General features: G+C 65.0%; 23 protein-coding genes. 5 read left to right on the top strand and 18 right to left on the bottom strand.

Annotated features, from left to right (window positions below; all coding sequences use genetic code 11):
• Positions 1–29 precede the first annotated feature (29 nt).
• From QRN52_RS10570 to QRN52_RS10560, 3 genes are read right to left on the bottom strand one after another with little or no spacing between them, the layout of a single operon-like run.
• The gene (locus QRN52_RS10570) at positions 30–1,415 is read right to left on the bottom strand and encodes a pyridoxal phosphate-dependent decarboxylase family protein (protein WP_284752678.1); all 1,386 of its coding nucleotides are present in this window, start codon (positions 1,413–1,415) and stop codon (positions 30–32) included.
• A 56-nt stretch (positions 1,416–1,471) separates the two neighbouring features.
• Entirely contained in the window at positions 1,472–2,269 is a 798-nt protein-coding gene (locus QRN52_RS10565; RefSeq protein WP_284752677.1) for a sulfite exporter TauE/SafE family protein, read from the bottom strand.
• Entirely contained in the window at positions 2,266–4,077 is a 1,812-nt protein-coding gene (locus tag QRN52_RS10560; RefSeq protein ID WP_284752676.1) for a proline--tRNA ligase, read from the bottom strand. The genes QRN52_RS10565 and QRN52_RS10560 overlap by 4 nt, the downstream gene beginning before the upstream one ends.
• Positions 4,078–4,591: 514 nt before the next feature.
• On the opposite strand from QRN52_RS10560, the gene QRN52_RS10555 reads away from it, so the two are divergent.
• The 3 genes from QRN52_RS10555 to QRN52_RS10545 are packed head-to-tail and all read left to right on the top strand — an operon-like array spanning position 4,592 to position 6,722.
• Positions 4,592–5,356: an ABC transporter ATP-binding protein gene (locus tag QRN52_RS10555; RefSeq protein ID WP_284752703.1), complete on the top strand. Its 765-nt coding sequence runs from the start codon at positions 4,592–4,594 to the stop codon at positions 5,354–5,356.
• 8 nt (positions 5,357–5,364) lie between these two features.
• Positions 5,365–6,108, top strand: coding sequence for an ABC transporter permease (locus tag QRN52_RS10550; RefSeq protein ID WP_284752702.1), 744 nt, complete (start codon positions 5,365–5,367; stop codon positions 6,106–6,108).
• Positions 6,105–6,722, top strand: a complete 618-nt coding sequence (locus QRN52_RS10545; RefSeq protein ID WP_284752675.1) for a TetR/AcrR family transcriptional regulator — start codon at positions 6,105–6,107, stop codon at positions 6,720–6,722. The genes QRN52_RS10550 and QRN52_RS10545 overlap by 4 nt, the downstream gene beginning before the upstream one ends.
• A gap of 189 nt (positions 6,723–6,911) precedes the next feature.
• Here the strand turns inward: QRN52_RS10545 and QRN52_RS10540 are convergent, their stop codons facing one another.
• The 5 genes from QRN52_RS10540 to dxr all read right to left on the bottom strand — a co-directional run bounded on the left by QRN52_RS10540 (position 6,912) and on the right by dxr (position 11,901).
• Positions 6,912–7,805 (bottom strand): GNAT family N-acetyltransferase, encoded by an 894-nt coding sequence (locus QRN52_RS10540; protein WP_284752701.1) that lies wholly within the window; start codon positions 7,803–7,805, stop codon positions 6,912–6,914.
• On the bottom strand, positions 7,768–8,934 hold the full coding sequence (ispG, locus tag QRN52_RS10535) for a flavodoxin-dependent (E)-4-hydroxy-3-methylbut-2-enyl-diphosphate synthase (RefSeq protein ID WP_284752674.1): 1,167 nt from the start codon (positions 8,932–8,934) through the stop codon (positions 7,768–7,770). Before ispG ends, QRN52_RS10540 begins: the two co-directional genes overlap by 38 nt.
• Before the next feature lie 66 nt (positions 8,935–9,000).
• Positions 9,001–9,294: a YciI family protein gene (locus QRN52_RS10530; RefSeq protein ID WP_284752673.1), complete on the bottom strand. Its 294-nt coding sequence runs from the start codon at positions 9,292–9,294 to the stop codon at positions 9,001–9,003.
• 73 nt (positions 9,295–9,367) lie between these two features.
• A complete protein-coding gene (locus tag QRN52_RS10525) occupies positions 9,368–10,699 on the bottom strand; it encodes a M50 family metallopeptidase (RefSeq protein ID WP_284752672.1) in 1,332 nt (443 codons plus the stop codon).
• A gap of 17 nt (positions 10,700–10,716) precedes the next feature.
• Positions 10,717–11,901: a 1-deoxy-D-xylulose-5-phosphate reductoisomerase gene (dxr, locus tag QRN52_RS10520; protein ID WP_284752671.1), complete on the bottom strand. Its 1,185-nt coding sequence runs from the start codon at positions 11,899–11,901 to the stop codon at positions 10,717–10,719.
• Positions 11,902–11,939: 38 nt separating this feature from the next.
• Here dxr and QRN52_RS10515 point away from each other — a divergent pair, with 38 nt between their 5' ends.
• The gene (locus QRN52_RS10515; protein ID WP_284752670.1) at positions 11,940–13,406 is read left to right on the top strand and encodes a lipase maturation factor family protein; all 1,467 of its coding nucleotides are present in this window, start codon (positions 11,940–11,942) and stop codon (positions 13,404–13,406) included.
• 35 nt (positions 13,407–13,441) lie between these two features.
• Here the strand turns inward: QRN52_RS10515 and QRN52_RS10510 are convergent, their stop codons facing one another.
• The 7 genes from QRN52_RS10510 to QRN52_RS10480 are packed head-to-tail and all read right to left on the bottom strand — an operon-like array spanning position 13,442 to position 21,260.
• Complete coding sequence (locus QRN52_RS10510; RefSeq protein ID WP_284752669.1) at positions 13,442–14,278, bottom strand: HpcH/HpaI aldolase/citrate lyase family protein; 837 nt, start codon at positions 14,276–14,278, stop codon at positions 13,442–13,444.
• Positions 14,275–14,826: a MaoC family dehydratase gene (locus QRN52_RS10505; protein WP_284752668.1), complete on the bottom strand. Its 552-nt coding sequence runs from the start codon at positions 14,824–14,826 to the stop codon at positions 14,275–14,277. The genes QRN52_RS10510 and QRN52_RS10505 overlap by 4 nt, the downstream gene beginning before the upstream one ends.
• Positions 14,823–15,575 carry a CoA transferase subunit B gene (locus QRN52_RS10500; RefSeq protein WP_284752667.1) on the bottom strand — a complete coding sequence of 251 codons (753 nt, stop codon included), beginning with the start codon at positions 15,573–15,575 and terminating at the stop codon, positions 14,823–14,825. Before QRN52_RS10500 ends, QRN52_RS10505 begins: the two co-directional genes overlap by 4 nt.
• 2 nt (positions 15,576–15,577) lie before the next feature.
• The gene (locus QRN52_RS10495; protein ID WP_284752666.1) at positions 15,578–16,345 is read right to left on the bottom strand and encodes a CoA transferase subunit A; all 768 of its coding nucleotides are present in this window, start codon (positions 16,343–16,345) and stop codon (positions 15,578–15,580) included.
• A gap of 19 nt (positions 16,346–16,364) precedes the next feature.
• On the bottom strand, positions 16,365–17,528 hold the full coding sequence (locus QRN52_RS10490) for an acyl-CoA dehydrogenase family protein (RefSeq protein WP_284752665.1): 1,164 nt from the start codon (positions 17,526–17,528) through the stop codon (positions 16,365–16,367).
• 2 nt (positions 17,529–17,530) lie between these two features.
• A complete protein-coding gene (locus tag QRN52_RS10485; RefSeq protein WP_284752664.1) occupies positions 17,531–19,648 on the bottom strand; it encodes an acetyl/propionyl/methylcrotonyl-CoA carboxylase subunit alpha in 2,118 nt (705 codons plus the stop codon).
• 4 nt (positions 19,649–19,652) lie between these two features.
• Positions 19,653–21,260 carry a carboxyl transferase domain-containing protein gene (locus QRN52_RS10480; protein WP_284752663.1) on the bottom strand — a complete coding sequence of 536 codons (1,608 nt, stop codon included), beginning with the start codon at positions 21,258–21,260 and terminating at the stop codon, positions 19,653–19,655.
• 151 nt (positions 21,261–21,411) lie between these two features.
• On the opposite strand from QRN52_RS10480, the gene QRN52_RS10475 reads away from it, so the two are divergent.
• Positions 21,412–22,065 carry an SACE_7040 family transcriptional regulator gene (locus QRN52_RS10475; RefSeq protein ID WP_284752662.1) on the top strand — a complete coding sequence of 218 codons (654 nt, stop codon included), beginning with the start codon at positions 21,412–21,414 and terminating at the stop codon, positions 22,063–22,065.
• 111 nt (positions 22,066–22,176) lie between these two features.
• On the opposite strand, the gene QRN52_RS10470 is transcribed toward QRN52_RS10475, so the two are convergent.
• The 3 genes from QRN52_RS10470 to pdhA are packed head-to-tail and all read right to left on the bottom strand — an operon-like array spanning position 22,177 to position 25,768.
• Complete coding sequence (locus QRN52_RS10470; protein ID WP_284752661.1) at positions 22,177–23,595, bottom strand: dihydrolipoamide acetyltransferase family protein; 1,419 nt, start codon at positions 23,593–23,595, stop codon at positions 22,177–22,179.
• On the bottom strand, positions 23,592–24,602 hold the full coding sequence (locus QRN52_RS10465; RefSeq protein WP_236816599.1) for an alpha-ketoacid dehydrogenase subunit beta: 1,011 nt from the start codon (positions 24,600–24,602) through the stop codon (positions 23,592–23,594). The genes QRN52_RS10470 and QRN52_RS10465 overlap by 4 nt, the downstream gene beginning before the upstream one ends.
• On the bottom strand, positions 24,602–25,768 hold the full coding sequence (gene pdhA, locus QRN52_RS10460; protein ID WP_390282705.1) for a pyruvate dehydrogenase (acetyl-transferring) E1 component subunit alpha: 1,167 nt from the start codon (positions 25,766–25,768) through the stop codon (positions 24,602–24,604). Before pdhA ends, QRN52_RS10465 begins: the two co-directional genes overlap by 1 nt.
• Positions 25,769–25,776 lie beyond the last annotated feature (8 nt).

The raw sequence follows: 25,776 nt of genomic DNA, 5'->3' as shown, positions 1-25,776 counted from the left end.
TCCAGAGGCCCTGCGCCCGGACACAGCGCTCAAGCGGTGGCCTCCAGCGCATCCTTGATAGCCTGCACCGCGATATCCAGATCTGCCGAATCCGTTGACCAGTTGGTCACCGAAACACGCAGGATATCCCTGCCCAGCCAGCGCGAACCGGACATCCAGACCCTGCCGTCGGCCATGACGTAGTCCGTCACTGCGCGTGTCCTCTCGTCGGAACCGAAGGCCAGGGACAACTGCGTGAACACCACATCGTTGAGGACCTCGACGCCGGGCACTTCGGCAAGCCGCCTGGCCAGTTCCGCGGCACACTCCGCACGTCCAGCGACAAGCTCCCGCACGCCGTCACCACCCAAGGAACGCAAGGCCGCCCATACCGGCACTCCCCTGGCACGGCGCGACAACTCGGGCACTTTCTCCATGGGATCGCCGGGGCCGTGGTCGTCCTGCATCAGGTATTCGGCGTGCATGCCGATGGCGGATCGCAGGGCGGCAACGTCACGTACCACCACGATTCCGGCGTCGTAAGGCACGTTGAGGGTCTTGTGGGCATCGGTTCCCCACGAATCGGCCAACCCGACGCCCTCGACCAGATGCCGCAGTCCCGGCACAGCAGCTGCCCACAGGCCGAAAGCCCCGTCGACGTGGACCCACGCGCCGTAGTCCTTGGCAGCGGAAATCGCCTCGGGGAATGGATCGAATGCTCCGGAATGCAGGTTCCCGGCCTGGAGACACACGATCGCCGGACCGGAACCGGCTTCCAAGGCGGCCCGGAGCGCGGCGGGGTCAATCCTTCCTTGTTCGTCCGCCGCAACAACTTCGGGTGCCCCGAACCCCAGGAAACGCAGGGCCATGTCCAGGCTCTCGTGCCGCTCGGCGCCGACGAGGACACGCAGTTTCGGCGCGCCGTGGAGTCCCCCGGCGTTGACATCCCAGCCGACGGCGGCGAACTGGCGCCACCGGGCCGCCGCGAGGGCCGTGAAGTTGGCCATGCTGGCGCCCGTCGCGAATCCGACGTCGGAGCCAACAGGTAGGCCGAGCAGCTCAAGGAGCCATCGCCCGGCCGCTTCCTCGATCCCGGCTGTGGCGGGGGTGGCGAAACGCAGGCCGGAGTTCTGGTCCCATGCGGACACCATCCAGTCCGCGGCCATGCCTGCCGGCACCGTACCGCCGATGACCCAACCGAAGAAGCGCCCCGATTGCATGGCCATGAGCCCGGGTTCGGCGTGTTCGGCGAGGAGATCAATGACCGCGGCCGGGTCCAGTCCACTGGCCGGCAAGGGTCCGCCGAAGACTGTCGTGATGTCGTCAGCCGTGGTGCTTGGCCGTACCGGCCGCCCGGGCAAGGCCCTCAACCACTCCCGGGTATGCTCCCATGCACGTTCGAGTGCCTGCTCATAGTCGCCGGAATCGACCCACATGAGTGCATGCTACGCCCGGGGCTTCCCTGCGGCCATCGCCGGCGACTTTCGAAACGCTACTTGGCGAAGTAGTCGTTCCAGACGTCCACGCCGAGTTTGATGATCAACGCGCCGACCACGATCAGGAACACAATCCGGACAAAGCCGCTGCCTTGTTTCACGGCGGTCCGCGCGCCCAGGTAGCCACCGGCCATGTTGGACAGGCCCAGCACGGCGCCGACGCCCCACAGCAATGATCCGTGCGGCAGGAAGAACAACAGGGCACCGGCGTTCGTGGCCATGTTGACGATCTTCGCCTTGGCGCTGGCCTCAAGGAAGGCATAGCCCATGGCGGAGACAAGGGCTATCACCAGGAACGAGCCTGTTCCTGGACCTATCAGGCCGTCGTAGAACCCGATCACGCCACCGATGGCGCAGGCCACGACGTAGTGCCGGTGGCCGTCGTGTCGCAGGGCGGTCAACTCGCCTGCATTGGGCCGCAACGCGGTGAAGAGCGCGACGGCGATGAGCGCCACCACGATGATGGGTTTGAAGACGCTCGCGGGAAGGTTGGCGGCCAGGACTGCTCCGCCGAAACTTCCCGCGAGGGCAATGACCGCCATGGGTATGGCCGTCTTGAGGTCAGGGCCCACCCGGCGGTAATAGGTGACGGCACTGGTCGTCGTCCCGAAGATGGAGCCCATTTTGTTGGTGGCCAATGCCTGGACGGGGGTGATCCCCGGAACCAGGAGCAAGGCAGGGAGCTGGATCAGTCCCCCGCCGCCCACGACGGCATCTATCCAGCCGGCCGCGAATCCAGCCACCACGATCATGATGAGCGTGGTGAGCTGGACCGACTCGAAGCCGGAGATCACTTCTGGCGTACGGCGTTGACCACGTAATCGGCAGCCTTCTCGACTGCCACGTTTTCTGCCTCGCCGGTGCGGCGGTCCTTGATCTCCACGACACCGTCTACCAAGCCACGGCCGACTGCCACGATCGTGGGGACGCCCACGAGCTCGGCGTCGCCGAACTTCACGCCCGGGGAAACCTTGGGGCGGTCGTCGTAGATCACGTCGAGGCCGGCAGCCTCGAGTTCGGCGGAGAGCTTCTCGGCCGCCGCGAAAATTTCCTCGCCGCGTCCGACGGCGACCACGTGGACGTCCGCGGGGGCCACGGAGCGCGGCCAGACCAGACCACGGTCGTCGTTGTTGGCCTCGGCGAGGGCGGCCACGGCACGGGTCACGCCGACACCGTAGGAGCCCATGGTGACCACAACCTGCTTGCCGTTCTGGTCAAGGACCTTCAAGTCGAGGGCCTCGGCATACTTGCGGCCGAGTTGGAAGATGTGGCCCATTTCGATGCCGCGCGCAGTTTCCAAGGGACCGGAGCCATCCGGGGCCTCGTCTCCCGCCCGGACCTCGGTGCATTCAATGACGCCGTCCCAGGCGAAGTCGCGCCCGGCTACGAGGCCGAACACGTGCTTGCCGTCTTCGTTCGCTCCGGTGACCCAGCTGGTGCCGGAGACAACCCGGGGGTCAACAAGGAAGAGCAACTTGGACGTGCCTTCAAGGCCGAGCACGGCTTCGGCGAGGTCCAGTCCGGGGCCGATGTAGCCCTTGACGAGTTGCGGGATCTTCTTGAGGTCTTCCTCGTTGGCCGCTTCCAAGCCGATCTCGCCGGCAATGGGCAGGAATGAACCGATGTTGGCCTCGACGCGCTTGAGGTCCACGGCGCGGTCACCGGGAACGCCAATGACCACGATCTGGCGCTCGCCGGTGGGCAGCGTCACGGCGAGGACTACGTTCTTGAGGGTGTCGGCGCCAGTCCAGGCGCCGCCGTCGGAATCGCTGCGGGGAGCGAGCTGGTTGGCCGCGGCCACGAGGGTTTCGATCGTGGGCGTGTCCGGGGTGTCCAGGACGCGCGCGGGAGGCGCGTTGCTGAAGTCGATTTCGGCCGGGACCACGGTGGTCACGGCTTCGACGTTGGCCGCATAGCCGCCTGCCGAGCGCACGAAGGTGTCCTCGCCGATCTCGGTGGGGTGCAGGAATTCCTCGCTCTTGGATCCTCCCATGGCGCCTGCCGTGGCTGCGACGGGGATGACCTCAAGGCCGAGGCGCTCGAAGATTTTCAGGTACGCGGCGCGGTGGGCCGCGTAGCTCGCGTCCAAGCCGGCGTCGTCGACGTCGAAGGAATAGGAGTCCTTCATGATGAATTCGCGGCCGCGGAGGAGGCCTGCCCGGGGGCGGGCTTCGTCGCGGTACTTGTTCTGGATCTGGTAGAGGCTCAGCGGCAGGTCCTTGTACGAGGAGTACAGGTCCTTGACCAGGAGGGTGAACATTTCCTCGTGCGTAGGGGCGAGAAGGTAATCGGCACCCTTGCGGTCCTGGAGGCGGAACAGCCCTTCGCCGTACTCGGTCCAGCGGTTGGTGGCCTCGTAGGGTTCCCGGGGCAGCAGTGCCGGGAAATGGACTTCCTGGGCGCCGATGGCGGCCATTTCCTCGCGGATGATCTGCTCGACCTTGCGCAGGACACTCAATCCCAAAGGCAGCCACGTGTAGATGCCCGGTGCGGCACGGCGGATGTAGCCCGCACGGACCAGGAGTTTGTGGCTGGCGACTTCGGCGTCGACGGGATCTTCACGCAGGGTGCGCAGGAACAGCTGGGAGAGGCGAAGGACCACGGGTCAGAATCCGTTTCTATGGCAAGAGCTGGCAAAAACTACTGTGTACCAATCTACCGGCTTACAGCCGGGCCCCTCGCCCGGCACCTTCGTGAGCGTGGCCCCGGCCATCCCGATTGCCTAATCCTGCCAAACGCAGATGAGCCACGCCATGGTGCGAGGAAGCCCCTGGCCGCTGGTCGGCTGGTCATCCTGCCATGGCGTGGCTCAGCGGCCGGTCCGTCCGAGCCCCAGCGACACGGCTGGTTCTGAATTTATGTGATGGTGGACACTTTATTCAAGGGCTTGGACTAATCAATATTTGTAGGTCCTGGCCCTGGCAACGAACAACGCGGGGTCACTTAGCGCCCATCCGGAGGTCCGACATGGGCCGTAAGTGACCCCGCGTTGCAGATCCGTCCTCGAGGCCCACAGTTGACGCGCCTGTGTATGGGATTTACCTTTTATTCATCACTTGATGAATAAATCGGAGGCCGCGATGTCCCACAGCCCAGCGGGAAGTCCCGCACCAGGCATGTCCCCTGCGCCTCCGGCGGTCAAGGCGGAGGGCCTGCATGTCACGCGCGGCCACAAGAAGATCCTGCGCGGCTTGGACTTCGCCATCGAGCCCGGGCGCATCACGGGCCTGCTCGGACCTTCCGGGAGCGGCAAGACAACCCTAATGCGCTGCATCGTAGGGGTCCAGCGACTCACAGCCGGCAGCGTGGAAGTATTGGGCCGTCCGGCCGGTGCACCGTCGTTGCGGCACGACGTCGGATACGTCACCCAGGCACCGAGCGTCTATACGGATCTCAGCGTCGAAGCGAACGTCAGGTATTTCGGCGCCATGCACGGCGTCACGGCGGCGGACACCGCTGAGGCGATTGCCGCCGTCGGGCTCGAATCACTGGCACGGCGGAAGACGGCAGACCTTTCCGGTGGTGAATTCAGCCGGGTCTCGCTGGCCTGCGCGCTCGTCTCGCATCCGGAGCTGCTGGTCCTCGACGAACCGACGGTTGGCCTGGATCCCGTACTGCGTGCCGAGCTGTGGGAACGGTTCGCCGCCTTGGCCGAAGCGGGCACCACCCTGCTGGTGTCCAGCCATGTCATGGAAGAGGCCTCACACTGTTCCTCCCTGCTCCTGCTCCGCGACGGCTTGCTGCTGGCGCAGCTCAGTCCGGCGGGACTCAGCGAGCGTGGCCACAGCAACGACCTGGAACAGGCCTTCCTGCACTTCATCCAGGAAACGACTGCCACTTCGAAGCACCGGAGTACCAATGAAAGCCAGGTGGCGTCATGAATCCACGGATGATGTTTGCCACCACCAGGCGGGTTTTGGAGCAACTGCGGCACGACCACCGCAGCGTCGCGCTCATCATGGTGGTTCCCGCGCTCCTGCTCACGGGCGTCTACTATCTCTTCGAGAACGAAACCCTGCCTCCCGGATTCCCGCGGACCTTTGACCGTGTGGGACTCATGATGCTGGCCATCTTCCCGTTTGTGGTGATGTTCCTTGTCACGTCGATCACGATGTTGCGCGAAAGGACTTCGGGGACGTTGGAACGGCTCCTGACGACGCCCATCCACAAAGCCGATCTCCTGTTCGGCTATGCGTTGGCGTTCTCCATCATGGCCGCTTTGCAATCGCTTGTCGCCACGGCCGTAGCCTACTGGATCTTCAACCTGGATATCAAGGGCGGTCCTGGTTACGTCGTGATGATCGCCGTCATCAACGCAGTGCTCGGTGTCGCGCTTGGCCTCTTGTGCTCAGCCTTTGCACGGACCGAATTCCAGGCGGTGCAGTTCATGCCGGTAGTGGTGATACCGCAGATCCTGTTGTGCGGACTCTTCGTGGCCCGGGACCACATGAACAGTCTCCTGGAGAGCATCTCCAACGTGCTGCCGCTGACGTTTTCGGTCGATGCGCTCCAGCAGATCGCCGACAACACCGAGGCGACCCAGGCCATGTGGCAGGATGCCGGAATCATGGCGGCGATCGTGGTGGGAGTTTTGGCCCTGGCCTCCTTCACCCTCCGACGGCGGACCTCATGAGCGGCGCCTCGCCTCCCGTGCGGCGGGGACGCCGGAGCGGCGGGAGCGATTCCCGCGAACTGATCCTGGCCACAGCGCGCCGGCTCTTCGCCGAGCACGGTTTCGACGGGACGAGCCTTCGGCAAGTTGCCCGCGAAGCCGAAGTGGACCCGGCCATGGTCCACCATTTCTTCAAGGGCAAGGACGAACTCTTCGCCCAGAGCATCGAGCTCCCGGCTGATCCCGACGAGGTCCTTGCCGGCGTCGAGTCGTTGGATCCGGCGCAACGCGCGGAAGCGCTCGTCCGCTCCGTGTTGCGGTTGTGGGAAAGCCCGGCGCAACACGGGCTTGTCGCGTTCGTCAGGGGGACGATCGGCTCCAAGGCCAAGACGGCCTTGCTGCGGGAGATGGTGGCCCGGACCATCCTCTCCAGGATTACAGCGGGAATTCCCGGCTCCCCCGATGAGGCGAAAATGCGCGGAAACCTTGTCGCCACGCAGGTGGTGGGACTCATGCTGATGCGCTACGTCGTCCGGCTCGAACCCCTGGCTTCCGCCTCCCAGGACGAAGTGGTCCGGCTCGTGGCCCCGAACGTCCAGCACTACCTCACCGGCGAACTCACCCCTCCCAACTGACTAGCAGTTGTTGTCGTTATGAGCCCTCAAAACGACAACAACTGCGGGGGCCCACGCCGCCAGGGTTCCCTGGCCGAGGGGCCCCACCGGCGAGGGCCCCTGCCTGAGCTTGCGAAGGCTGGGAGCCGGTGGGGACTTGCGAGGCGAGGGTGGCGGTGGGGATAGTTGGGCTGGTCAGGACGGGGCTGGTCAGTACAGAACCGTGGCGAACGTTCCGAGGCGTTTGAAACCGACCCGCTCGTACGTGGCGCGTGCCCGGGTGTTGTATTCGTTGACGTAGAGGCTCGTAATCGGCGCGAACTGCTGGGCGAGGACAACCACTCCCGCCATGTACCCCGCGCTGAGTCCTTTGCCGCGGAATTCAGGGTTCATCCATACGCCCTGCACCTGGGTGGCCTGCGCCGTGACGGCCCCGAGTTCGGCTTTGAACTTCACGGTCCCGCCGGCGTCGATGTGTACCAAGGAATGGCCTTGCCGGATCAGTCCGGCCACCCTGCGGCTGTAGAAGTCCTCGCTCCCGAGAAAGGGCGAATACCCCACTTCCTCTTCGAACATGGCTGCGCAGGCGGGCAGGATCCGGTCGAAGTCCGCGATGTTCCCGAAGCCGAGCTGAGGATTGGCTTCGACGGCGGGTGGTCCAGATATCGCCAAAAGCGGCTGCTCGGCACGTACCTCGTGGGCGAAATGCCCCAGCTGCTCCAAGCGGGAATGGAGCGCCAGCACGGTCTCCGCGGGCCCGAAAATCGAGGCATAGCGACGGCCGGCCCGGTGTGCAACCGCCGCAACGCGGGAAGCCAGTTCCGGGTCCAGCTGCACCGGAACCAGATTGGCCCCGGCCCAGCAGGCACCCACCAGGGCGTCGCCGTCGAACACTCCAAAGACGCTCGCGCCCCCGGACGTTGGGGCGGCGCTCCCCGTTGAATCAAGGTGCGCCAGAATGAAAACGTTCGCTACCGGGTCTTCCATCGCGAGCACGCGAAGTGCCCGGGTGTCGGCAGCGCCGAGCACCCGGACGGTGAAATCGTCCTGTCCGGTGCCGTCTTTACTACGAGACGGTAACCACGGGGCTACCCTTGACAGCATCTTCGCCATCGGCCTCCCCCATCTCTTCAGCGATACGCATGGCTTCTTCGATCAGTGTCTCAACAATCTGGCTCTCGGGGACAGTCTTAATGACTTCGCCCTTCACGAAGATCTGGCCCTTGCCGTTTCCGGAGGCTACACCGAGATCGGCTTCCCGGGCCTCACCCGGGCCGTTCACCACGCAACCCATGACGGCGACTCGCAACGGAATCTCCATTCCTTCAAGCCCGGCTGTGACCTGCTCGGCCAGCGTGTAGACGTCCACCTGGGCGCGTCCGCATGAAGGGCAAGAGACGATTTCGAGCTTGCGGGGGCGCAGGTTGAGGGACTGCAGGATCTGGTTGCCGACCTTGATTTCTTCGACAGGCGGCGCGGAGAGGGAGACGCGGATGGTGTCGCCGATACCCCGGGACAGCAGCGCTCCGAAGGCCGTGGCGGACTTGATGGTGCCCTGGAAGGCGGGTCCGGCCTCGGTCACGCCAAGGTGCAGGGGCCAGTCGCCCTTTTCGGCAAGCATCTCGTAGGCCGCCACCATGATGACGGGGTCGTTGTGCTTGACGGAGATCTTGAAATCGTGGAAGCCGTGTTCCTCGAACAACGAAGCTTCCCACACAGCGGACTCGACGAGGGCCTCCGGGGTGGCCTTGCCGTACTTCTTCAGGATGCCGGGCTCCAGGGATCCGGCGTTGACGCCGATCCTGATGGACGTACCGTGATCGCGTGCTGCCGCCGCGATTTCCTTCACCTGGTCATCGAACTTGCGGATGTTGCCCGGATTGACGCGGACTGCGGCGCAACCGGCTTCGATCGCGGCGAAGACGTACTTGGGCTGGAAGTGGATGTCCGCGATCACGGGAATCTGGGACTTGCGGGCGATGATCGGCAGCGCCTCGGCGTCGTCCGCAGAGGGGCAAGCGACACGCACGATGTCGCAGCCTGACGCGGTCAGCTCCGCGATCTGCTGCAGGGTGGCGTTGATGTCCGTGGTGGGCGTGGTGGTCATCGATTGCACGCTGATGGGTGAATCGGAGCCGACGCCGACCGAACCCACCTTGATCTGGCGGGTCTTGCGGCGGGGCGCGAGAACGGGGGGTGGGGCTGACGGCATTCCCAGGCTGACCGAGGTCACGTGGACTCCTTGGGTTGAAATGGGTGGATCGTAGGGCCGAAGTCCGGACTCCGGCCGGTCATGCTGCTAGGAAGCGTGGGCGGAGAGCATTCCGATAATGGGGTTCCACTCCGATGTCCGGATGCCTGCGATCCCTCGGACGGCGGCGAACGGATCCTCCTTCAGCGTGGCGTTCAGCTCGGCCTCGTCGGCGGCCTCGAGCAGGAGCAGTGCACCCGCGCCGTCGGTGTAAGGGCCGCTCGCCAGCAGGGTTCCCTGCTCGGCGAGGCTAGCGAGCCAGGCACGGTGGGCAGGGCGGTTCGCATCGCGCACCTCGGCGGACTCGGCGTCGTACACGTACTCAACAGCGAAAACAGTCATATGGATAGCCTATCCCCCAAGCCAAATCCGGGGAGTCCACGGCAGCGTCCGGCATCTGCTGAGTCGGACAGCATCAGCCGAAGAGGTTGACGGGCTTGACGATGTCCGCGTAGATCAGCAGCGCGCTCATGGCCATGAGGACGCTCGCCACGACATAGGTGAGCGGCAGGAGCTTGGCGATGTCGAAAGCCCCCGGATCCGGTTTGCCGAACAGCTTGGCAATTCGACGCCGGGCACCCTCGTAGAGCGCACCCGCCACGTGTCCGCCGTCGAGCGGCAGGAGCGGAACCAGGTTGAAGACGGCCAGGGCGAAATTCAGTCCGGCAAGGAGTCCCACAAGGGCACCGACGCGCGATTGCAGCGGAACCTGATCCATGGCAGCCACTTCACCGGCCACCCGGCCGACGCCCACCACGCTGATGGGGCCGTTGGGATCGCGCGGCTCGGAGCCGAACGCCGCTTGCGCCACGCCGACCACCCTGGCGGGCAGGTTGAGGATGACTCCGGCGATCTGCTTGATGTTCTCGCCGGCCATCGGAAGAACGGTCGACGCCGGTTGGGGCACCATGGCGGTCTGCGCACCGATGCCGAGGAACCCGACTTCCTCGTACAACGGCTTGCCGTCCGCGCCCTTGGCCTGCTGGCCGTTGTCGCCGATGACGGGGCGTGCGGACAGAACCGGTGTTACTTGCGTCGTGACGCTCTTGCCGCCACGGTCCACGGTGATTTGGACGGCCTTGCCGGCGGACGCCCGGATCCAGCCGCTCATTTCGGCCCAGCTCGTCACAGGCTTGCCGTCAAAGCTGGTGACAACATCGTTGGGCTGGAGCTTGGCCACTGCGGCCGGGGTGAGTTGACAGTTCGGCGAGTTTGGATCGACGGTTTCGCCGGCCTTGACTTGGCACTTGGACACCTCGGCAATGGTGGTGGTGGCCATGGACACTCCGAAGCCCATGAGCAGCACCGCTGTCAGCACCAGGCCGATGAGCAGGTTCATGGCCGGGCCACCCAGCATGATGATGACTTTTTTCCAGACCGGCAGCCTGTAGAAGACCCTGTTCTCGTCGCCTGGGCCTACTTCCTCGTGTGCCGCGGACCGGGCTTCGGTGGCAAGGGTCTGGAACATGCCGGTGCTGGAGGGCCTGACGCTGCCATCTTCCTTGTTGGGCGGGTACATGCCGATCATGGCGACGTAGCCGCCCAGCGGGATCGCCTTGACGCCGTATTCGGTCTCGCCTTTCCGCGTGGACCAAAGGGTAGGACCGAATCCGATCATGTATTTCGTGACGCGCACTTTGAACAGCTTGGCGGGAAGCAAGTGCCCCACCTCGTGCAGCGCAATGGAGACGGCCACGCCGATCGCGACGAAGACGACTCCGAGAATGAACAGAATGACGGGATTCATGCCTTAAGTACTGCTTCCTAGAGGGTGCTGTTGGCTAAACGATCGTGGGTGCGCGTGCGTGCCCACCTCTCAGCATCCAACACCGAGTCCACCGTCAGCTCCAAGGATCCTGAATGTTCGCTGAGGACGGACTCCACCGTGTCCACGATGTCAGTGAAGCGGATCCTGCCGGCATGGAATGCTTCTACCGCTTCCTCGTTGGCCGCGTTGAAGACGGCGGGAAAGGTGCTCCCCTGCTTCGCGGCGCCCTTGGCCAGCTGCACGGCCGGGAAGGCTACCGAATCAAGGGGCTCAAACGTCCAACTGGTCGCCTGGGTCCAGTCGCAGGCCTTGGCGGCGCCGGGCACGCGGTCCGGCCACCCGAGGCCGAGGGCAATGGGGAGCCGCATGTCCGGCGGAGAGGCCTGGGCAATGATGGAGCCGTCCACGAACTCCACCATGGAGTGCACCACGGATTGCGGGTGCACCACGACGTCGATCCTGTCCAGGGGGACGTCGAACAGCAGGTGCGCTTCGATGACCTCCAGGCCTTTGTTGACGAGGCTGGCTGAGTTGGTGGTGACCATGAGGCCCATGTCCCACGTGGGGTGGGCAAGGGCCTCGGCCGGGGTGACGTCACGGAGTTGCTCCCGGCTGCGGCCCCGGAAAGGTCCGCCGGAAGCCGTCAGGATGAGTTTCTCAACCTCTTTGTCGGTTCCCGCGCGGAGGCATTGGGCAATGGCCGAGTGCTCGGAATCCACGGGCACGATTTGGTCAACGGCGGCAGCGGCCTTCACCAGGGCACCGCCCACGATCAGGGATTCCTTGTTCGCCAAAGCCAGGATGGCGCCGGACTTGAGGGCTGCCAGCGTAGGCGCCAGCCCGATGGACCCCGTGATGCCGTTGAGCACGACGTCCGCTTCGATCGCGGCAATTTTGGTGGATGCATCCGGCCCCGTGATGATTGCCGGATCGTAGTTCCGGAGTCCGGCGGCGGAGGCGGCAGCGCCTATGAGTCTCTGGAGTTCGCGTGGATCGCCATGGGCGATGCCGACTGCCTGTGCCTTGGTGTGGACTGCCTGCTGCGCGATGAGTTCCAGGTTCCCGCCACCCGCGCTCAGCGCCACGACCTCGAAGAGATGGGGGGCGGAGTCGACGACGTCAATCGCTTGAGTGCCGATGGAACCAGTGGACCCGAGGAGGATGATCTTGCGCGGCTGCATTGCTTAAGTATCCCGCACCCCAGGCGTAGCGTTGGTTTGTGGACTGGGTCTCGTGGTTCGAGGCGCCGGACTATGAATTCGCCCGGCAGGTGCTCCAGCGTGGCACGGCCACGCTCTATTTCATCGCGTTCCTGTCCAGCCTCAACCAGTTTCCCGCGCTCCTTGGCGAACGCGGGCTCCTGCCTGTCCCGCGGTACGTGGACGGCCACAGGATCTTGCGCAGGCCCAGCCTCTTCCGCTGGAAGTATTCGGACACTTTGCTCCGTGCCGTATGCGCCGCCGGGCTTGCCGTTTCATTGGTTCTCGTGGGCGGGCTGCCGCAGCTGGGCCCGCCGTGGCTTCCCTTGGCGGCGTTCCTGGTTTTGTGGTTGCTCTACATGTCGATCGTCAACGTAGGCCAGACCTTCTACGGCTTCGGCTGGGAGATGCTGCTGCTGGAAATGGGCTTCACCGTCGGCTTCCTCGGTTCGGATCAGACTCCCCCGCCCAGGACCATCCTCGTCCTGCTCGTGTGGCTGCTGTTCAGGCTGGAATTCGGCGCGGGCATGATCAAGATCCATGGCGGAAGCGAGTGGCGTGATTTAACCGCCCTGTACTACCACCACGAGACGCAGCCCATGCCGGGGCCGTTGAGCCGCCAGGCGCATCTCCTGCCCAAAGCGATGCACCGCATGGAAGTGCTCGGCAACCACTTCGCCCAGCTGGTGGTGCCGTTCTTCCTGTTCGCGCCGCAGCCGCTGGCCACCATTGCTGCCGGAATTGTCGTCTTCACGCAGCTTTGGCTGGTGGGGAGCGGAAATTTCGCGTGGCTCAATTGGTCCGCGATCGTGCTTGCCTTTGCTGCGGTGAGCGACCCGGTCGCCCACGCTGTGCTGCCTTTCATCCCGCAGCGGCGGAACCCGGCAGCGGCGGTTCCGCAGACCCCGGTGTGGTGGCTCGCCGTCGTACTCGCGGTGACGGTGCTCCTTCTGGTTCTCAGCTATTGGCCCATCCGCAACCTGCTCTCGCGGGGGCAGCTCATGAACGCCAGCTTCAACCGATGGCAACTGGTCAACACTTACGGGGCGTTCGGCACGGTGACGCGGCACCGGGTGGAAATCGTGGTGGAAGGCACCCAGTCCGAGGTTCCCGTCGACGAGGCCGATTGGCGCGAATACGGCTTCAAGGGCAAGCCCGGCGATGTCCGCCGGTTGCCCCGGCAATGGGCGCCATACCACCTGCGCCTCGACTGGCTGATGTGGTTCCTGCCCTTGCGCACCGTGCACGAAGAATGGTTCTACGCGTTCTTGGGCAAGCTGCTCGACGCCGATCCGCCCACCTTGCGCTTGTTGCGCCAGGACCCGTTCGACGGCGACCGGCCGCGCTGGGTGCGGGCGCGCAGCTTCCTCTACCGCTTCGCCACGAGGGCCGAGTTCCGGGAAACGGGCCAGCGCTGGATCCGGATGGAGCTCTACGAGGTCATCGCCCCGTTGTCGCTGCCGAGGTCACGACGGCGCGGTCAATAGACTGGCCCGTCAATGGGTCCGGCCCGAGCAGCCCTTCAGGAAAGCCGCGCCCTGCGTAGCGTGGATTCGGCGTGTTTCAGGATGGGGCCGTCCACCATTTTGCCCTTGTGCTGGAACACACCGGTTCCAGCCGCAGCCGCAGCGTCAAGCAGCTCCCGGGCCCCTGCGACGGCCTCGGGCGACGGAGCGTAGGCTTCGCGGACAACGGCGACCTGGTTCGGGTGGATGCAGGCCTTCGCACCGAATCCACTGGCCACTGCGTCGGCGGATTCCACGGCAAGCCCGGCAAGATCGGGAATGTCGACATAGACCGAGTCGATGGCCTCCTTGCCCGCGGCTTTCGCGGCCAGCAGCACCGTGGAGCGGGAGTGCGTTGCGACGGCGCGGTAGCCGCCGTCGTCCTTGCGGCTGGAGGAACCGCCCATCGAGGCGATCAGGTCCTCGGCGCCCCACATGAGCCCGACGACGTTGGGAGCCTGGGCGATCTCAGCCGCGTTGACGATCCCTTTGGCCGTCTCGCACAGGGCGATGACGTGGTAACCCTCAAGTGCTTTCAACTGTTCGGCGGTCTCGGCCTTGGCCAGCATGACGGTCCGGTATGGGGTATGCGCGAGGCAGTGCAGGTCCTTCTCGAAGTCCGGAGTGCCCACCGGATTGACGCGCACTATTGTGCGGCTGGGGTCGAGCTCGGCGGTCTCGCCACCTGAGCCGAGCTGGGCGAGGATGGCGCCCCGGGCCCGCTTCTTGTCTGCGGGCGCGACGGCGTCCTCAAGGTCCACGATGACGGCGTCGGAACGCTCGGCGGCCTTTTGGAAGCGTTCCGGGCGGTCGGCGGGGCAGAAAAGAAGAGCGGGGCCCATGGTGAAGGTCATGTATTGATTGTCCCCTGTTGCGCCTCCAGATGCGCGGTCCGGCTCCACATGAGACAAGTGCGCGTGGCCAGAGCCACAATCTTTCCGTCCTGGTTGCGGCCGGTGTGTTTCATGGTCACCACGCCCTGCCCGGGACGCGATGACGACTCCCGTTTCCCGGTGATGACAGTCTCGGTGTAGAGGGTATCGCCGTGGTAGAGGGGGTGCGGGAAAGAGACGTCCGTGAGGCCCAGCTGGGCAATGATGGTGCCCTGGGTCAGTTGGGTCACGGACTGTCCCACCATGGTGGACAAGGTGAACATCGAGTTCATGAGCCTCTGCCCGAAGGGCTGCTTGGCGCTCCACGCCGAGTCCAAGTGGAGGGCCTGGGTGTTCATGGTCAACGTAGTGAAAAGGACGTTGTCCGTTTCGGTGACGGTCCGCCCCGGCCGGTGGGCGTAAACGACGTCTTCCTCAAGCTCGTCGAAATAGAGGCCCCGCTGCTCGACAATGCGGGGTTCGGGGACCCGGGGTTCAGCCGTGCCGGACTGTTCGGCGTCCGTGGTCATACAGTCAGTTCCTGGTCCTCTTCGAAAAGCTCGACGCCGGTCGCGGCCGCCACGTCCTCGGCGGAGACATTCGGTGCCAACTCGCGCAGGACGAGCCTCGACGCCCCGCCTTCGGAGACGACGTCGATCACGGCGAGGTCGGTGATGATCCGGTCCACGCAGCCTTTCCCCGTGACGGGCAACGAGCATTCCTTGACGATCTTGGGCTTGCCGTTGCGGTCCACGTGCTCCATCATCACGATCACCCGCTTGGCGCCGAACACCAGGTCCATGGCGCCGCCCATGCCCTTGACCATTTTGCCCGGGATCATCCAATTGGCCAGGTCCCCGTTGGCCGCGACCTCCATGGCGCCCAGCACGGCGACGTCCACATGGCCGCCACGGATCATGCCGAACGAGGTGGCCGAGTCAAAGAACGCGGCGCCCGCGTTGACGGTAACCGTTTCCTTGCCGGCATTGATCAGGTCGGGGTCCACGGCGTCCTCGGCCGGGTAAGGGCCGACGCCCAGGATCCCGTTCTCGGAATGCAGGATCACCTCGACCCCGTCAGGGATGTAGTTGGGAATCAGGGTGGGCATGCCGATCCCGAGGTTGACGTACTGCCCGTTGCTGAGTTCGCGCGCTACGCGGGCGGCCAGTTCGTTCCGCGTCCAGCCTTTGCCCTCGTGGTGTTCGGCGCCGGCGCGGCGGTACTCGTGCCTGACTGCCTCGGGACGCGGCGGCACATCCTGGGTGATGTTCGATTCCATGGCTACGCTCCTGTCTTCCCGGTCAACGCGACGGTCCGCTTTTCGATGCGTTTCTCCGTGTCCGGTGCAACCACGACCCGCTGGACGAAGATGCCCGGGGTGTGGATATGTTGCGGATCGAGTTCGCCGGGTTCCACAAGCTCTTCGACCTCGGCGATGGTGATCCGGGCCGCCATGGCGCACAGTGGATTGAAGTTCATAGCCGTCGCGTGGAAGACGAGGTTCCCGTGGCGGTCCCCCTTCCAGGCGTGGACCAGTCCGAAATCGGGTGTCAGGGATTCCTCCAGGACATAGTCCGCCCCGTTGAAGGTGCGCACTTCCTTAGGTGAGGATGCGATCGCCACGTTGCCGTCGGCGTCGTACTTTTGCGGCAGACCGCCTTCCGAAACCTGCGTCCCGACGCCGGCCGCCGTGAAGAACGCGGGGATTCCGGCCCCGCCGGCACGCAGTTTCTCGGCGAGGGTGCCTTGCGGTGTGAGGACCACCTCGAGTTCACCGGCGAGGTACTGCCGCGCGAACTCCTTGTTCTCACCAACATAGGAACTGATGGTCCGGCGGATCCGTCCGTCCTTCAGCAGGATGCCCAGGCCCCAGTCGTCCACGCCGCAGTTGTTGCTGACTGTTTCAAGGTCCTTGGTGCCTTGATGGTGGAGCGCATCGATCAGCGCCACCGGGATACCGCACAAGCCGAACCCACCGACGGCGAGAGAGGCACCGTCGTGGATGTCTTTCACCGCTTCCGCGGCGCTGGCAACAACTTTGTCGATCATCGTTTACCTTCCCTGACGGTTAAAGGCCCAGCTCGCGGGCGATGAGCATCAACTGGACCTCGGTGGTGCCTTCCCCGACTTCCAGGATCTTGGAGTCGCGGTAGTGCCGTGCCACCGTGAATTCGTTGATGAAGCCATAGCCACCGAACACCTGGGTGGCGTCCCGTGCGTTGTCCATGGCTGCCTCGCCTGCGACCATCTTAGCGATGGCCGCTTCGGTCTTGAACCGCTTGCCGGCCAGCATCCTCGCGGCCGCATCGTAGTAGGCCAGGCGTGCCGTGTGGGCCCGTGCCTGCATGCGGGCGATCTTGAACTGGATGGCCTGGTACTTGCCGATGTTCTGGCCGAAGGCCACACGTTCCTTGGCGTACTTCACGGACAAGTCGACGCAGCCCTGTGCCGCACCGGTGGCGAGCGCGGCGATGGCGATACGGCCTTCGTCCAGGATGGACAGGAAGTTGGCGTAACCACGTCCCCGGACACCAAGCAGGTTCTCCTCGGGCACCCGGACGTTGTTCAGTGTGAGCGGGTGCGTGTCGGAGGCGTTCCAGCCCACCTTGTTGTAGGCCTTTTCCGCGGTGAAACCGGGCGTGTCGGTGGGAACCAGGATGGTGGAGATTTCCTTCTTGATGCTCCCGTCCTTGCGTTCGTGCTGCCCGGTGACGGCGGTGACGGTGACGAGGCGCGTGATGTCAGTCCCGGAGTTGGTGATGAACTCCTTGTTGCCGTTGATGACCCAGCGGCCGTCCTCGAGGTGGGCGTTCGTTTTGGTCCCTCCGGCGTCCGAGCCAGCTTCCGGCTCGGTCAGGCCGAAGCCCGCGAGCGCTTCGGCCGAGGTCAGCTGGGGCAGCCAGTGTTCTTTCTGCTCCTGCGTGCCGAAGCGGTACACCGGCATGGCGCCCAGCGAGACGCCTGCTTCGAGGGTGATCGCCACGGACTGGTCAACCCGGCCCAGCTGTTCCAGCGCGAGGGCGAGCGCGAAGTAGTCTCCGCCCATGCCGCCGAACTCTTCAGGGAAGGGCAGGCCGAAAAGGCCCATCTCGCCCATCTGCTTGACTACCTCGTACGGGAAGCTGTGTTCCTCGTCGTGCTTGGTGGACACCGGTGCCACTACCTCGTCGGCGAATTCCCGGACGGAGTCGCTCAGGTCCTGGTATTCCTCGGTGAGTTCAAAACTTGCCATGGCTAGACTTCCTCGTCTTTCTGGTTCTCTGCTGTAACTTCAAGGGCGGGTTCCGCTGTGGCCTCGGGGGTGGGTTCCGCCGCAACGTGGATCGTGGCGAGGACCTGGTCGGCCTTGACGAGGTCCCCGGTCTTGCTGCTGAGGTGCACGGTGCCGGACACCGACGCCACCAATTGGTGTTCCATCTTCATCGCCTCCACGGCAAGGAGGACCTGGCCTGCTTCCACGTGGTCGCCGTTGTGCACCGAAACGGAGACCACGGTTCCCGGCATGGGAGACCGGACTTCGGGATCCGCGGCGCCTTCTTCGCGCTGGATGCCAGCGAGGATGCGTTGGAGCCGGGCCTCGCGGTCCAGGATCTCCAGCCGGCAGGACCAGCCGTCGCTGCCGAGCCAGAGTTCGCGTGTCCCTGGCCCCGGAGATGGTGAGCCGTGCGCGAAATGGTGCTCGACGCCGTCGAGCACCAGCACGGCATGTCCCGAGGGTCCCGGCCGCATGACGGCAGAGTGCTCGACGCCGCTTTCCACGCGGGCGGTGAAGCCCGGCCCGTTCACCGTCAATCCCACGGTGGCCAGTCCGCCGTCGGGACGTCCGACCGTGGTCTTCCACGGTGCGGGCGCGCCGACGCGCCAGCCGTCGGCGGCGTTCCAGGGTGCTGCCGTTCCGGCCGGAGCCAAGACCTGACGGCTCAGTATCGCCGCGGCGACCAGCTCGACGTCGGTCACTTGGCGGAACTCCATTCCCTCCAGCTTGCGCTCAATCAAGCCGGTGTCGAGGCGGCCGGCGCGGACGTCGTCGTCGTTGATCAGGAGCCGCAGGTACTCGACGTTGGTGTGCACACCCAAGAGGGTGTAGTCCCCGAGCGCGTGGTCCAGGGTGTCCAGTGCTGCTTTGCGGTCCGGGCCCCACGCAATGACCTTCGCGAGCATGGGATCGTAGTCGCCGGTGACGGACAGTCCCGGCAGCATGGCGGAGTCGACGCGGACGTGCGGATCGTTGCTTGCCCGTTCCCGGAGCGTCACGATCTCGCCGATGGATGGCATGAAACCGCGTTCGGGCACCTCCGCGTAGACGCGCGACTCTACCGCGTGACCGTCAAGCACGACGTCGGGCTGCGCCACCGTGAGGACCTCACCCGCGGCGATGCGCACTTGCCATTCGACCAGATCGACGCCCGTCACCAGTTCCGTGACAGGGTGCTCCACCTGGAGGCGGGTGTTCATCTCCATGAAGAAGAAGTGCTCCGGATCCTGGTCCGAGACGAGGAATTCCACCGTGCCGGCACCGCTGTACTTGACGCTTCGGGCAGCCTGGCAGGCGGCCTCACCGATCCGCGCCCGGACCTCGGCCCCGTTCGCGAGGGACTCCAGCAAGGGGGACGGTGCTTCCTCGATGACTTTTTGGTGGCGGCGCTGGAGCGAACATTCGCGCTCGCCGAGGTGGATCACGTTGCCGTGGTTGTCGGCGAGGACCTGAACCTCTATGTGCCGGGGCGCCTGGATGAGCCGCTCCAGGAACAGGGTGTCGTCACCGAAGGCGCTCGCCGCCACGCGTCGGGCCGTGAGCAGCGTTGCCGCCATATCCTCGGGCCGCTCCACGATGTGCATGCCCTTGCCACCGCCCCCGGCCGAGGGCTTGATGAGCAGGGGGAAGCCGACGCCGGGCGCCGCCTCGATCAGCGCTTCGTCCCTCAAACCAGGTTCGGCGATGCCCGGGACACAGGGGACGCCGTAAGACATGACGTGGTTCTTGGAGCGGATCTTGTCGCCCATGATCTCGATGGCATCAATGCCCGGGCCGATGAATGCGATGCCTGCCGCGTCCAGGGCCTTGGCGAACTCCACGTTTTCGGCCAGGAATCCGTAGCCGGGGTGGACAGCTTGGGCGCCGCTTTGCAGGCAGGCCTCGATGATCGCGTCGATCCGGAGGTAGCTGTCCGCTGCCGCAGCTGTGCCGATGCGGACGGCGGTGTCTGCTTCGCGCACGTGGCGGGCCCCGGCGTCGGCGTCTGAGTAGACCGCCACGGAACGGATGCCCATCGCCCTCAGGGTGCGGATCACGCGGCAGGCGATCTCGCCGCGGTTAGCGACAAGGACGGTGTCGAAAGAAGTGATTGTCATGGGGTCACATCCGGAAGAGGCCGAAGGAGGTTTCCGGCAGTGGTTGGCGGGAGACTGTATCCAGGGCCATGCCCAGGACGCGCCGGGTATCTGCGGGGTCGATGATGCCGTCGTCCCAGAGCCGGGCGGTGGAGTAGTACGGGCTGCCTTGGTCCTCGTATTGCTGCTTGATGGGGGCCTTGAAGGCTTCCTCGTCCTCGGCGGACCATTCCTCGCCGCGGGCCTCGTATTGGTCCCGTTTGACGGTGGCCAGCACGCTGGAGGCCTGGTTCCCGCCCATCACCGAGATCCGGGACGCCGGCCACATCCACAGGAAGCGCGGCGAGTAGGCCCGGCCGCACATCGAGTAGTTTCCGGCACCAAAGGAGCCGCCGATCACCACGGTCAGCTTCGGCACGCGGGCGGTGGCGACGGCGGTGACCATCTTGGCGCCGTTCTTGGCGATGCCGCCGTGCTCGTAGTCCTTGCCTACCATGAAGCCGGAGAGGTTCTGCAGGAAGACCAAGGGGATGCCGCGCTGGTCGCACAGCTCGATGAAGTGCGCGCCCTTGAGCGCGGATTCGCTGAACAGCACCCCGTTGTTCGCCACGATCCCCACGGGGTGCCCGTGCAGGTGCGCGAATCCCGTCACCAGGGTGGTGCCGTAGTTCTTCTTGAACTCGTGGAACCTCGAGCCGTCCACGAGCCGGGCGATGACTTCGCGGACGTCGTACTGGGCATTGACGTCCGTAGGAACCGCACCATAGATCTCACCCGGGTCCGCCACCGGCTCGACGACGGCGTCCACGTCCCACGCCGGGGCTGCCGGCTTGGGCAGGGTGGAGACGATGTCCCGGACGATCTGCAGGGCATGCTCGTCGTTTTCGGCGAGGTGGTCCGTCACGCCCGAAATCCGCGAGTGGACGTCCCCGCCGCCGAGTTCCTCGGCCGTCACGATCTCACCGATGGCGGCCTTCACGAGGGGCGGCCCGCCCAGGAAAATGGTGCCCTGGTTACGGACAATGACTGTTTCGTCACTCATGGCGGGCACGTAGGCGCCACCGGCCGTGCAGGACCCCATGACCGAGGCGATCTGCGGGATCTTCGCCGCTGACATCTTCGCCTGGTTGAAGAAGATCCGGCCAAAGTGCTCTTTGTCCGGGAACACCTCATCCTGCTTGGGCAGGAACGCTCCCCCGGAATCCACGAGGTAGACGCACGGCAGCATGTTCTCCAGCGCGATTTCCTGGGCCCGGAGGTGCTTCTTCACCGTCATCGGGTAATAGGTCCCGCCCTTGACCGTGGCGTCGTTGGACACCACCATCACCTGGCGGCCATGGACCAGCCCGATCCCCGCGATCACTCCGGCGCCCGGCGAATCATCGTTGTACATCCCGTTGGCCGCCAACGGGGCGATCTCCAGGAACGGGCTTCCCTCGTCCAGCAAGTAATTGATGCGCTCGCGCGGCAGCAGCTTGCCCCTGGAGATGTGCCGCTCACGCGACTTCTCCGGCCCACCGAGCGCGGCCACGGCAAGGCGCTTCTTCAGCTCGCGCACCAGGGACAGCTGCGCTTCCGCGTTGGCCGCGAACTGGTCGCCGTTGGTATCCAGCTGGCTGGCGAGTGTCTCCATCGACTGTGTCCCATCCCGGCCAATGGCCATCTCAGTTAGTACCGCATAACTGGAATTTAGGTTAGTCTCTATTAACTGTGTTGTCCATCACCCCTGCACTGGGCCCGTCCCGGTACCGGCACTGAAGTGGACGCGTGCAAAAGGAGGAATTGTGGTCACCTTCCAGCGGAGCCCGCAGCAGGACGGCCCAACCCCGCGGAGCCCCAAGCAAGACAGCCCGACCCAGCGGAGCCAAGCCAAGGAAACACGGCGCAAGGCCCTCCTGACCGCCGCGGCCGGGTTGTTCGCGGCCGACGGTTTCAACCGCGTGTCCCTTGAGGACCTCGGGGCTGCGGCAGGAGTCAGCGGCCCTGCGGTGTACCGGCATTTCCCGGGAAAACAAGCCGTGCTCGCCGAGCTCCTGCTGAGCGTGAGCCGGAATCTGCTCGACGGCGGCCGCACCGTGGCGTCCGAGGCCTCCGACGCCGAAGCTGCGTTGCGCGGACTGGTGGAATTCCATGTGGACTTCGCCCTCAGCAATCCCGATGTCATCCGGGTCCAGGACCGCGACTTCAGCAACCTCAGCGACTCCGACCAAGCCGAAGTACGCACCCTGCAGCGCAACTACGTGGAACTGTGGGTGGGGGTGCTCGGGGAACTGCATCCCGACACGGATCCTGCCGAGCTACGGGTCCGCGCCCACGCAGCCTTCGGCCTCATCAACTCGACTCCCCACTCTGTCCGGCACCACGGACGCCGCATGGCGGTCAAAAGCGCCCGGCCCATCCTCGAACGCATGGCCCTCGCAGCGCTGATGGTGCGCTAGCCTCCCGCTTGCTAGGCCCAACTAGCTCGCAGTTGTTGTCGTTATGAGCCTTCAAAACGACACTTACTGCGAGCTAGTTGGGCCTGGACGCGCGGCTGGATGAACGCGCTGCTAGATCATCGTCATGACTGTTGCAGGATCGGACAGGATAGCGCCCAGGTCGGCCAGGAATTTCGAGCCTTGTTCGCCGTCCACCAGCCGGTGGTCGAAGGACAGGCTCAGTGACATCACCTGGCGCACCGCGAGTTCGTCGTTGTGCACCCACGGGGCCTTGCGCACCGATCCCAGCGCGACGATGGCAGCCTCGCCCGGGTTCAAGATGGGGGTTCCGGCGTCGATCCCGAACACACCGATGTTCGTGATCGAAATGGTTCCGCCCGTCAGATCTGTCGGGGAAGTCTTGCCTGAACGTGCCGTGTCCGTGAGTTCGGACAAAGCCGTAGACAGTTCCAGCAGCGTCATCTTGTCCGCGTCTTTGATGTTGGGAACAGTCAGTCCCCGCGGCGTGGCGGCGGCGATACCCAGGTTCACATAGTTGAACTGAACGATCTCCTGTGCGCCTTCGTCCCAGCGGGAGTTCAGGGTCGGGTTCCTGCGCAGGGCAATCAGGACTGCCTTGGCCGCGATGGTCAACGGAGTGAGCTTGTACCCGGCAAATTCGCGACTGGACTTGAGCCGCGTCAGCAGTTCCATGGTGGGCGTGACGTCAACGGTCAGGAACTCCGTCACATGCGGCGCCGTGAAGGCACTTTGCACCATGGCAGCGGCGGTGAACTTCCGGACTCCCTTAATAGGGGTGCGGGTCTCGCGTCCAGCGGAAACCCCGACGGCGGGCGCGGAGGCCGGAGCGACCTCGGGAGCCGAAACCTCCGCCTGGGATCCGGCCGCGAAGTCCTGGACATCCGAACGGGTGATCAGGCCTCCCGGCCCGGTTCCCCTGACCAACTCGAGGTCGATTCCGAGATCCCTCGCGAACTTGCGGACCGGCGGGGTAGACCGTGGACGCTCATGCTCCACCGTCGGCTCGGCGGGCATCGCGAGCCGTGCGGGCTGTTCAACCGCGGGAACGGGCTCGACGGCGGGAACCGGTTCCCGGGCGGCCTCGCGTTCGCCGGTGCTTCCGTCATAGGACCGCTGGCGGCGGGCCGGCCGTCCGGATTTTTCGACGACGGCGCCATAGCCTACGAGGTTCGGCTCGCGCTTCGCCGCGGTCTCCGCGGGGCTTTCCACGGATGCGCCCGCACCGGGACCGGCAACAGCGGAAGGCGAGGCTCCGGCGTCGTCGACTTCAAAGGAGACGATCGGCTTGCCGACCTCGACAACCGAACCGGCCTGTTCGTGCAAGGCGGCCACGGTTCCGGCGAAGGGCGATGGCAACTCAACCACGGCCTTGGCCGTCTCGACCTCGGCAATGACCTGGTTCAAGGTCACGGTGTCCCCCACCGCGACCTTCCAGCTGAGAATTTCCGACTCAGTGAGTCCTTCGCCGAGGTCGGGCAGCCTGAATTCCTTGATCATGGTGGCGCTCATCCTTCCAGCCCGCTCAGGGAGTTGCCGCGGCCGAGTGCACGGTCCACACCGTCAAGAATCCTGTCCAGATCAGGCAGATGGTGCATCTCGAGCTTTGAGTACGGGTACGGGATGTCGAATCCCGTGATCCGGACCGGCGCAGATTCAAGGTAGTTGAAGCAGCGCTCGGTGATACTGGCGGCAATCTCGGCGCCGAGCCCGCCGGACTGCGCAGCCTCGTGGGTGATGACGAGCCTGCCGGTCTTGCGGACGGACGCCTCCACTGCCTGGAAGTCGATCGGAGCCAGCGAGCGCAGGTCGATAACCTCCACGGAGACTCCTTCGTCGGCGGCGGCCATGGCGGCGTCGTTCGCGGTTTTCACGAGCGGTCCGTATGTTACCAAGGTGACGTCACTTCCTGGGGTGACCACCCTCGCCTTCTCCATGGACAGTGCCGTGGAAAGATCTGCGGTCTCATCCACTTCGCCCTTGTCGTGGTAGCGGCGCTTGGGTTCGAAGTACAGCACCGGATCGTCCGAGGCGATGGCCTGTTGGATCATGGTGTAGGCATCCTGCGGGTTGGAGACGCTGATGACGCGAAGGCCCGAGGTGTGGGTGAAGTAGGCCTCTGGGGACTCGGAGTGGTGCTCGGGTGAACCGATTCCGCCGCCGAAAGGAACGCGGATGGTGATGGGCATCTTGACGCGGCCCTGGGTCCGGTAGTGCATCTTGGCTACCTGGCTGACGATCTGGTCGAATGCCGGGTAGATGAAGCCATCGAATTGGATTTCGCAGACCGGGCGGTAGCCGCGGTAGGCCAGTCCGACGGCGGTGCCGATGATCGCGGACTCAGCCAAGGGGGTGTCGACCACCCGGTGTTTGCCGAAGTCTTTCTGGAGGCCGTCGGTGACCCGGAAAACCCCGCCGAGCGCACCGATGTCCTCACCCATCAGGACAACTTTGGGATCGTTTTCGAGGGACTTGCGCAGGCCGGCGTTGATGGCGCGGGCGAAGGTCAGCTTGCTCATCAGAGTGCACCTTCCTGGGTTGATCCGCTGAAGCTTTCCAAATAGCGGGAGTAGTGGTCCTTCTGGCGTTCGATCCAGGAGTTGGGCGTGCTGTAAACGTGCTTGAAGAGGTCCAGCGGCGCGGGATCGGGCATGTTGATGACTCCTGCGCGCAAGTTCCTTGCCACCTCATCCGCTTTGGCCTGGGTCTTGGCTTCGACCTCTTCCGTCAGGAGGCCCTTGGTGCGAAGCAGCGCCTTGAGCCGGGCAATCGGGTCCTTGGCTGCCCAGTCCTCAAGCTCATTGGCGTCGCGGTAGCGGGTGGGATCGTCCGCCGTCGTGTGCGGGCCCATGCGATAGGTCACCGCTTCGATGAACGTCGGTCCGCCGCCCTTGCGGGCCCGGTCCAGCGCAATGCGCGTGACGGCCAAAACAGCCAGGACGTCGTTCCCGTCGACCCGCATGCTGGGGATTCCGAAGCCCGAGGCACGATCGGCGATCTGGATGTGGGACTGAATCCGGACGGGTTCGGAGATCGCCCAGTGGTTGTTCTGGCAGATGAAGACCACGGGCACTTGGAAGCTCGCCGCGAAGACCATTGCCTCGTTGACATCGCCTTCGCTCGTGGCGCCATCGCCGAAGAGCGCAACCGCTACCGAGTCGGCGCCGTCGTGCTGGATACCCATGGCGTAGCCGGTTGCGTGCAGCGATTGCGAGCCGATGATGATCTGTTGGGTGGCGATGTTGTGGCGGTACGGGTCCCAGCCGGAGGAGGCATTGCCGCGCCAGGCACGGACCAAGTCGGTGGGCTCCACACCGCGGCAGTAGGCCACGCCGTTGTCCCGGTAGCTGGGGAAGACAAAGTCGTCGTCCCTGAGGGCCCGGCCCGCACCGATCTGCGATGCTTCCTGGCCTAGCAGCGGCGGCCACAGAGCCAGCTCGCCTTGACGTTGCAAGGCGGTGGCCTCGGCGTCGATGCGGCGGATGACCATCATGTCTTCATACAGCGAGCACAGTTGCTCGTCCGTGACATCGCTGACCCAGAGATCGAACTCCGGGTGGCTGATGCGTTCCCCTTCCGGGGAAATCAGTTGGACCAGGTCCCCGCCGGTCCGACGCGGGCTTGCTGCACTGATTCCGGGATTCGGAGCCTTGTAGGCGTCCTGGCCGGGTTCGTCCGTCAACACAGTTGATC

It is taken from the genome of Arthrobacter sp. efr-133-R2A-120, from assembly GCF_030209835.1.
Classification (GTDB): Bacteria; Actinomycetota; Actinomycetes; order Actinomycetales; family Micrococcaceae; genus Arthrobacter.
The sequence above is the reverse complement of the archived record's forward strand: the minus strand, read 5'-3'. Positions and strand labels throughout refer to the sequence as shown.

Coding starts and splice junctions, on each gene's coding strand:
- QRN52_RS10570 (WP_284752678.1), bottom strand. CDS start 1,415: ATGTGGGTCGATTCCGGCGACTATGAGCAGGCACTCGAACGTGCATGG.
- QRN52_RS10555 (WP_284752703.1), top strand. CDS start 4,592: ATGTCCCCTGCGCCTCCGGCGGTCAAGGCGGAGGGCCTGCATGTCACG.
- QRN52_RS10550 (WP_284752702.1), top strand. CDS start 5,365: ATGATGTTTGCCACCACCAGGCGGGTTTTGGAGCAACTGCGGCACGAC.
- QRN52_RS10545 (WP_284752675.1), top strand. CDS start 6,105: ATGAGCGGCGCCTCGCCTCCCGTGCGGCGGGGACGCCGGAGCGGCGGG.
- QRN52_RS10540 (WP_284752701.1), bottom strand. CDS start 7,805: ATGCTGTCAAGGGTAGCCCCGTGGTTACCGTCTCGTAGTAAAGACGGC.
- QRN52_RS10530 (WP_284752673.1), bottom strand. CDS start 9,294: ATGACTGTTTTCGCTGTTGAGTACGTGTACGACGCCGAGTCCGCCGAG.
- QRN52_RS10525 (WP_284752672.1), bottom strand. CDS start 10,699: ATGAATCCCGTCATTCTGTTCATTCTCGGAGTCGTCTTCGTCGCGATC.
- dxr (WP_284752671.1), bottom strand. CDS start 11,901: ATGCAGCCGCGCAAGATCATCCTCCTCGGGTCCACTGGTTCCATCGGC.
- QRN52_RS10510 (WP_284752669.1), bottom strand. CDS start 14,278: ATGACCTTCACCATGGGCCCCGCTCTTCTTTTCTGCCCCGCCGACCGC.
- QRN52_RS10505 (WP_284752668.1), bottom strand. CDS start 14,826: ATGACCACGGACGCCGAACAGTCCGGCACGGCTGAACCCCGGGTCCCC.
- QRN52_RS10500 (WP_284752667.1), bottom strand. CDS start 15,575: ATGGAATCGAACATCACCCAGGATGTGCCGCCGCGTCCCGAGGCAGTC.
- QRN52_RS10495 (WP_284752666.1), bottom strand. CDS start 16,345: ATGATCGACAAAGTTGTTGCCAGCGCCGCGGAAGCGGTGAAAGACATC.
- QRN52_RS10490 (WP_284752665.1), bottom strand. CDS start 17,528: ATGGCAAGTTTTGAACTCACCGAGGAATACCAGGACCTGAGCGACTCC.
- QRN52_RS10485 (WP_284752664.1), bottom strand. CDS start 19,648: ATGACAATCACTTCTTTCGACACCGTCCTTGTCGCTAACCGCGGCGAG.
- QRN52_RS10480 (WP_284752663.1), bottom strand. CDS start 21,260: ATGGAGACACTCGCCAGCCAGCTGGATACCAACGGCGACCAGTTCGCG.
- QRN52_RS10470 (WP_284752661.1), bottom strand. CDS start 23,595: ATGAGCGCCACCATGATCAAGGAATTCAGGCTGCCCGACCTCGGCGAA.
- QRN52_RS10465 (WP_236816599.1), bottom strand. CDS start 24,602: ATGAGCAAGCTGACCTTCGCCCGCGCCATCAACGCCGGCCTGCGCAAG.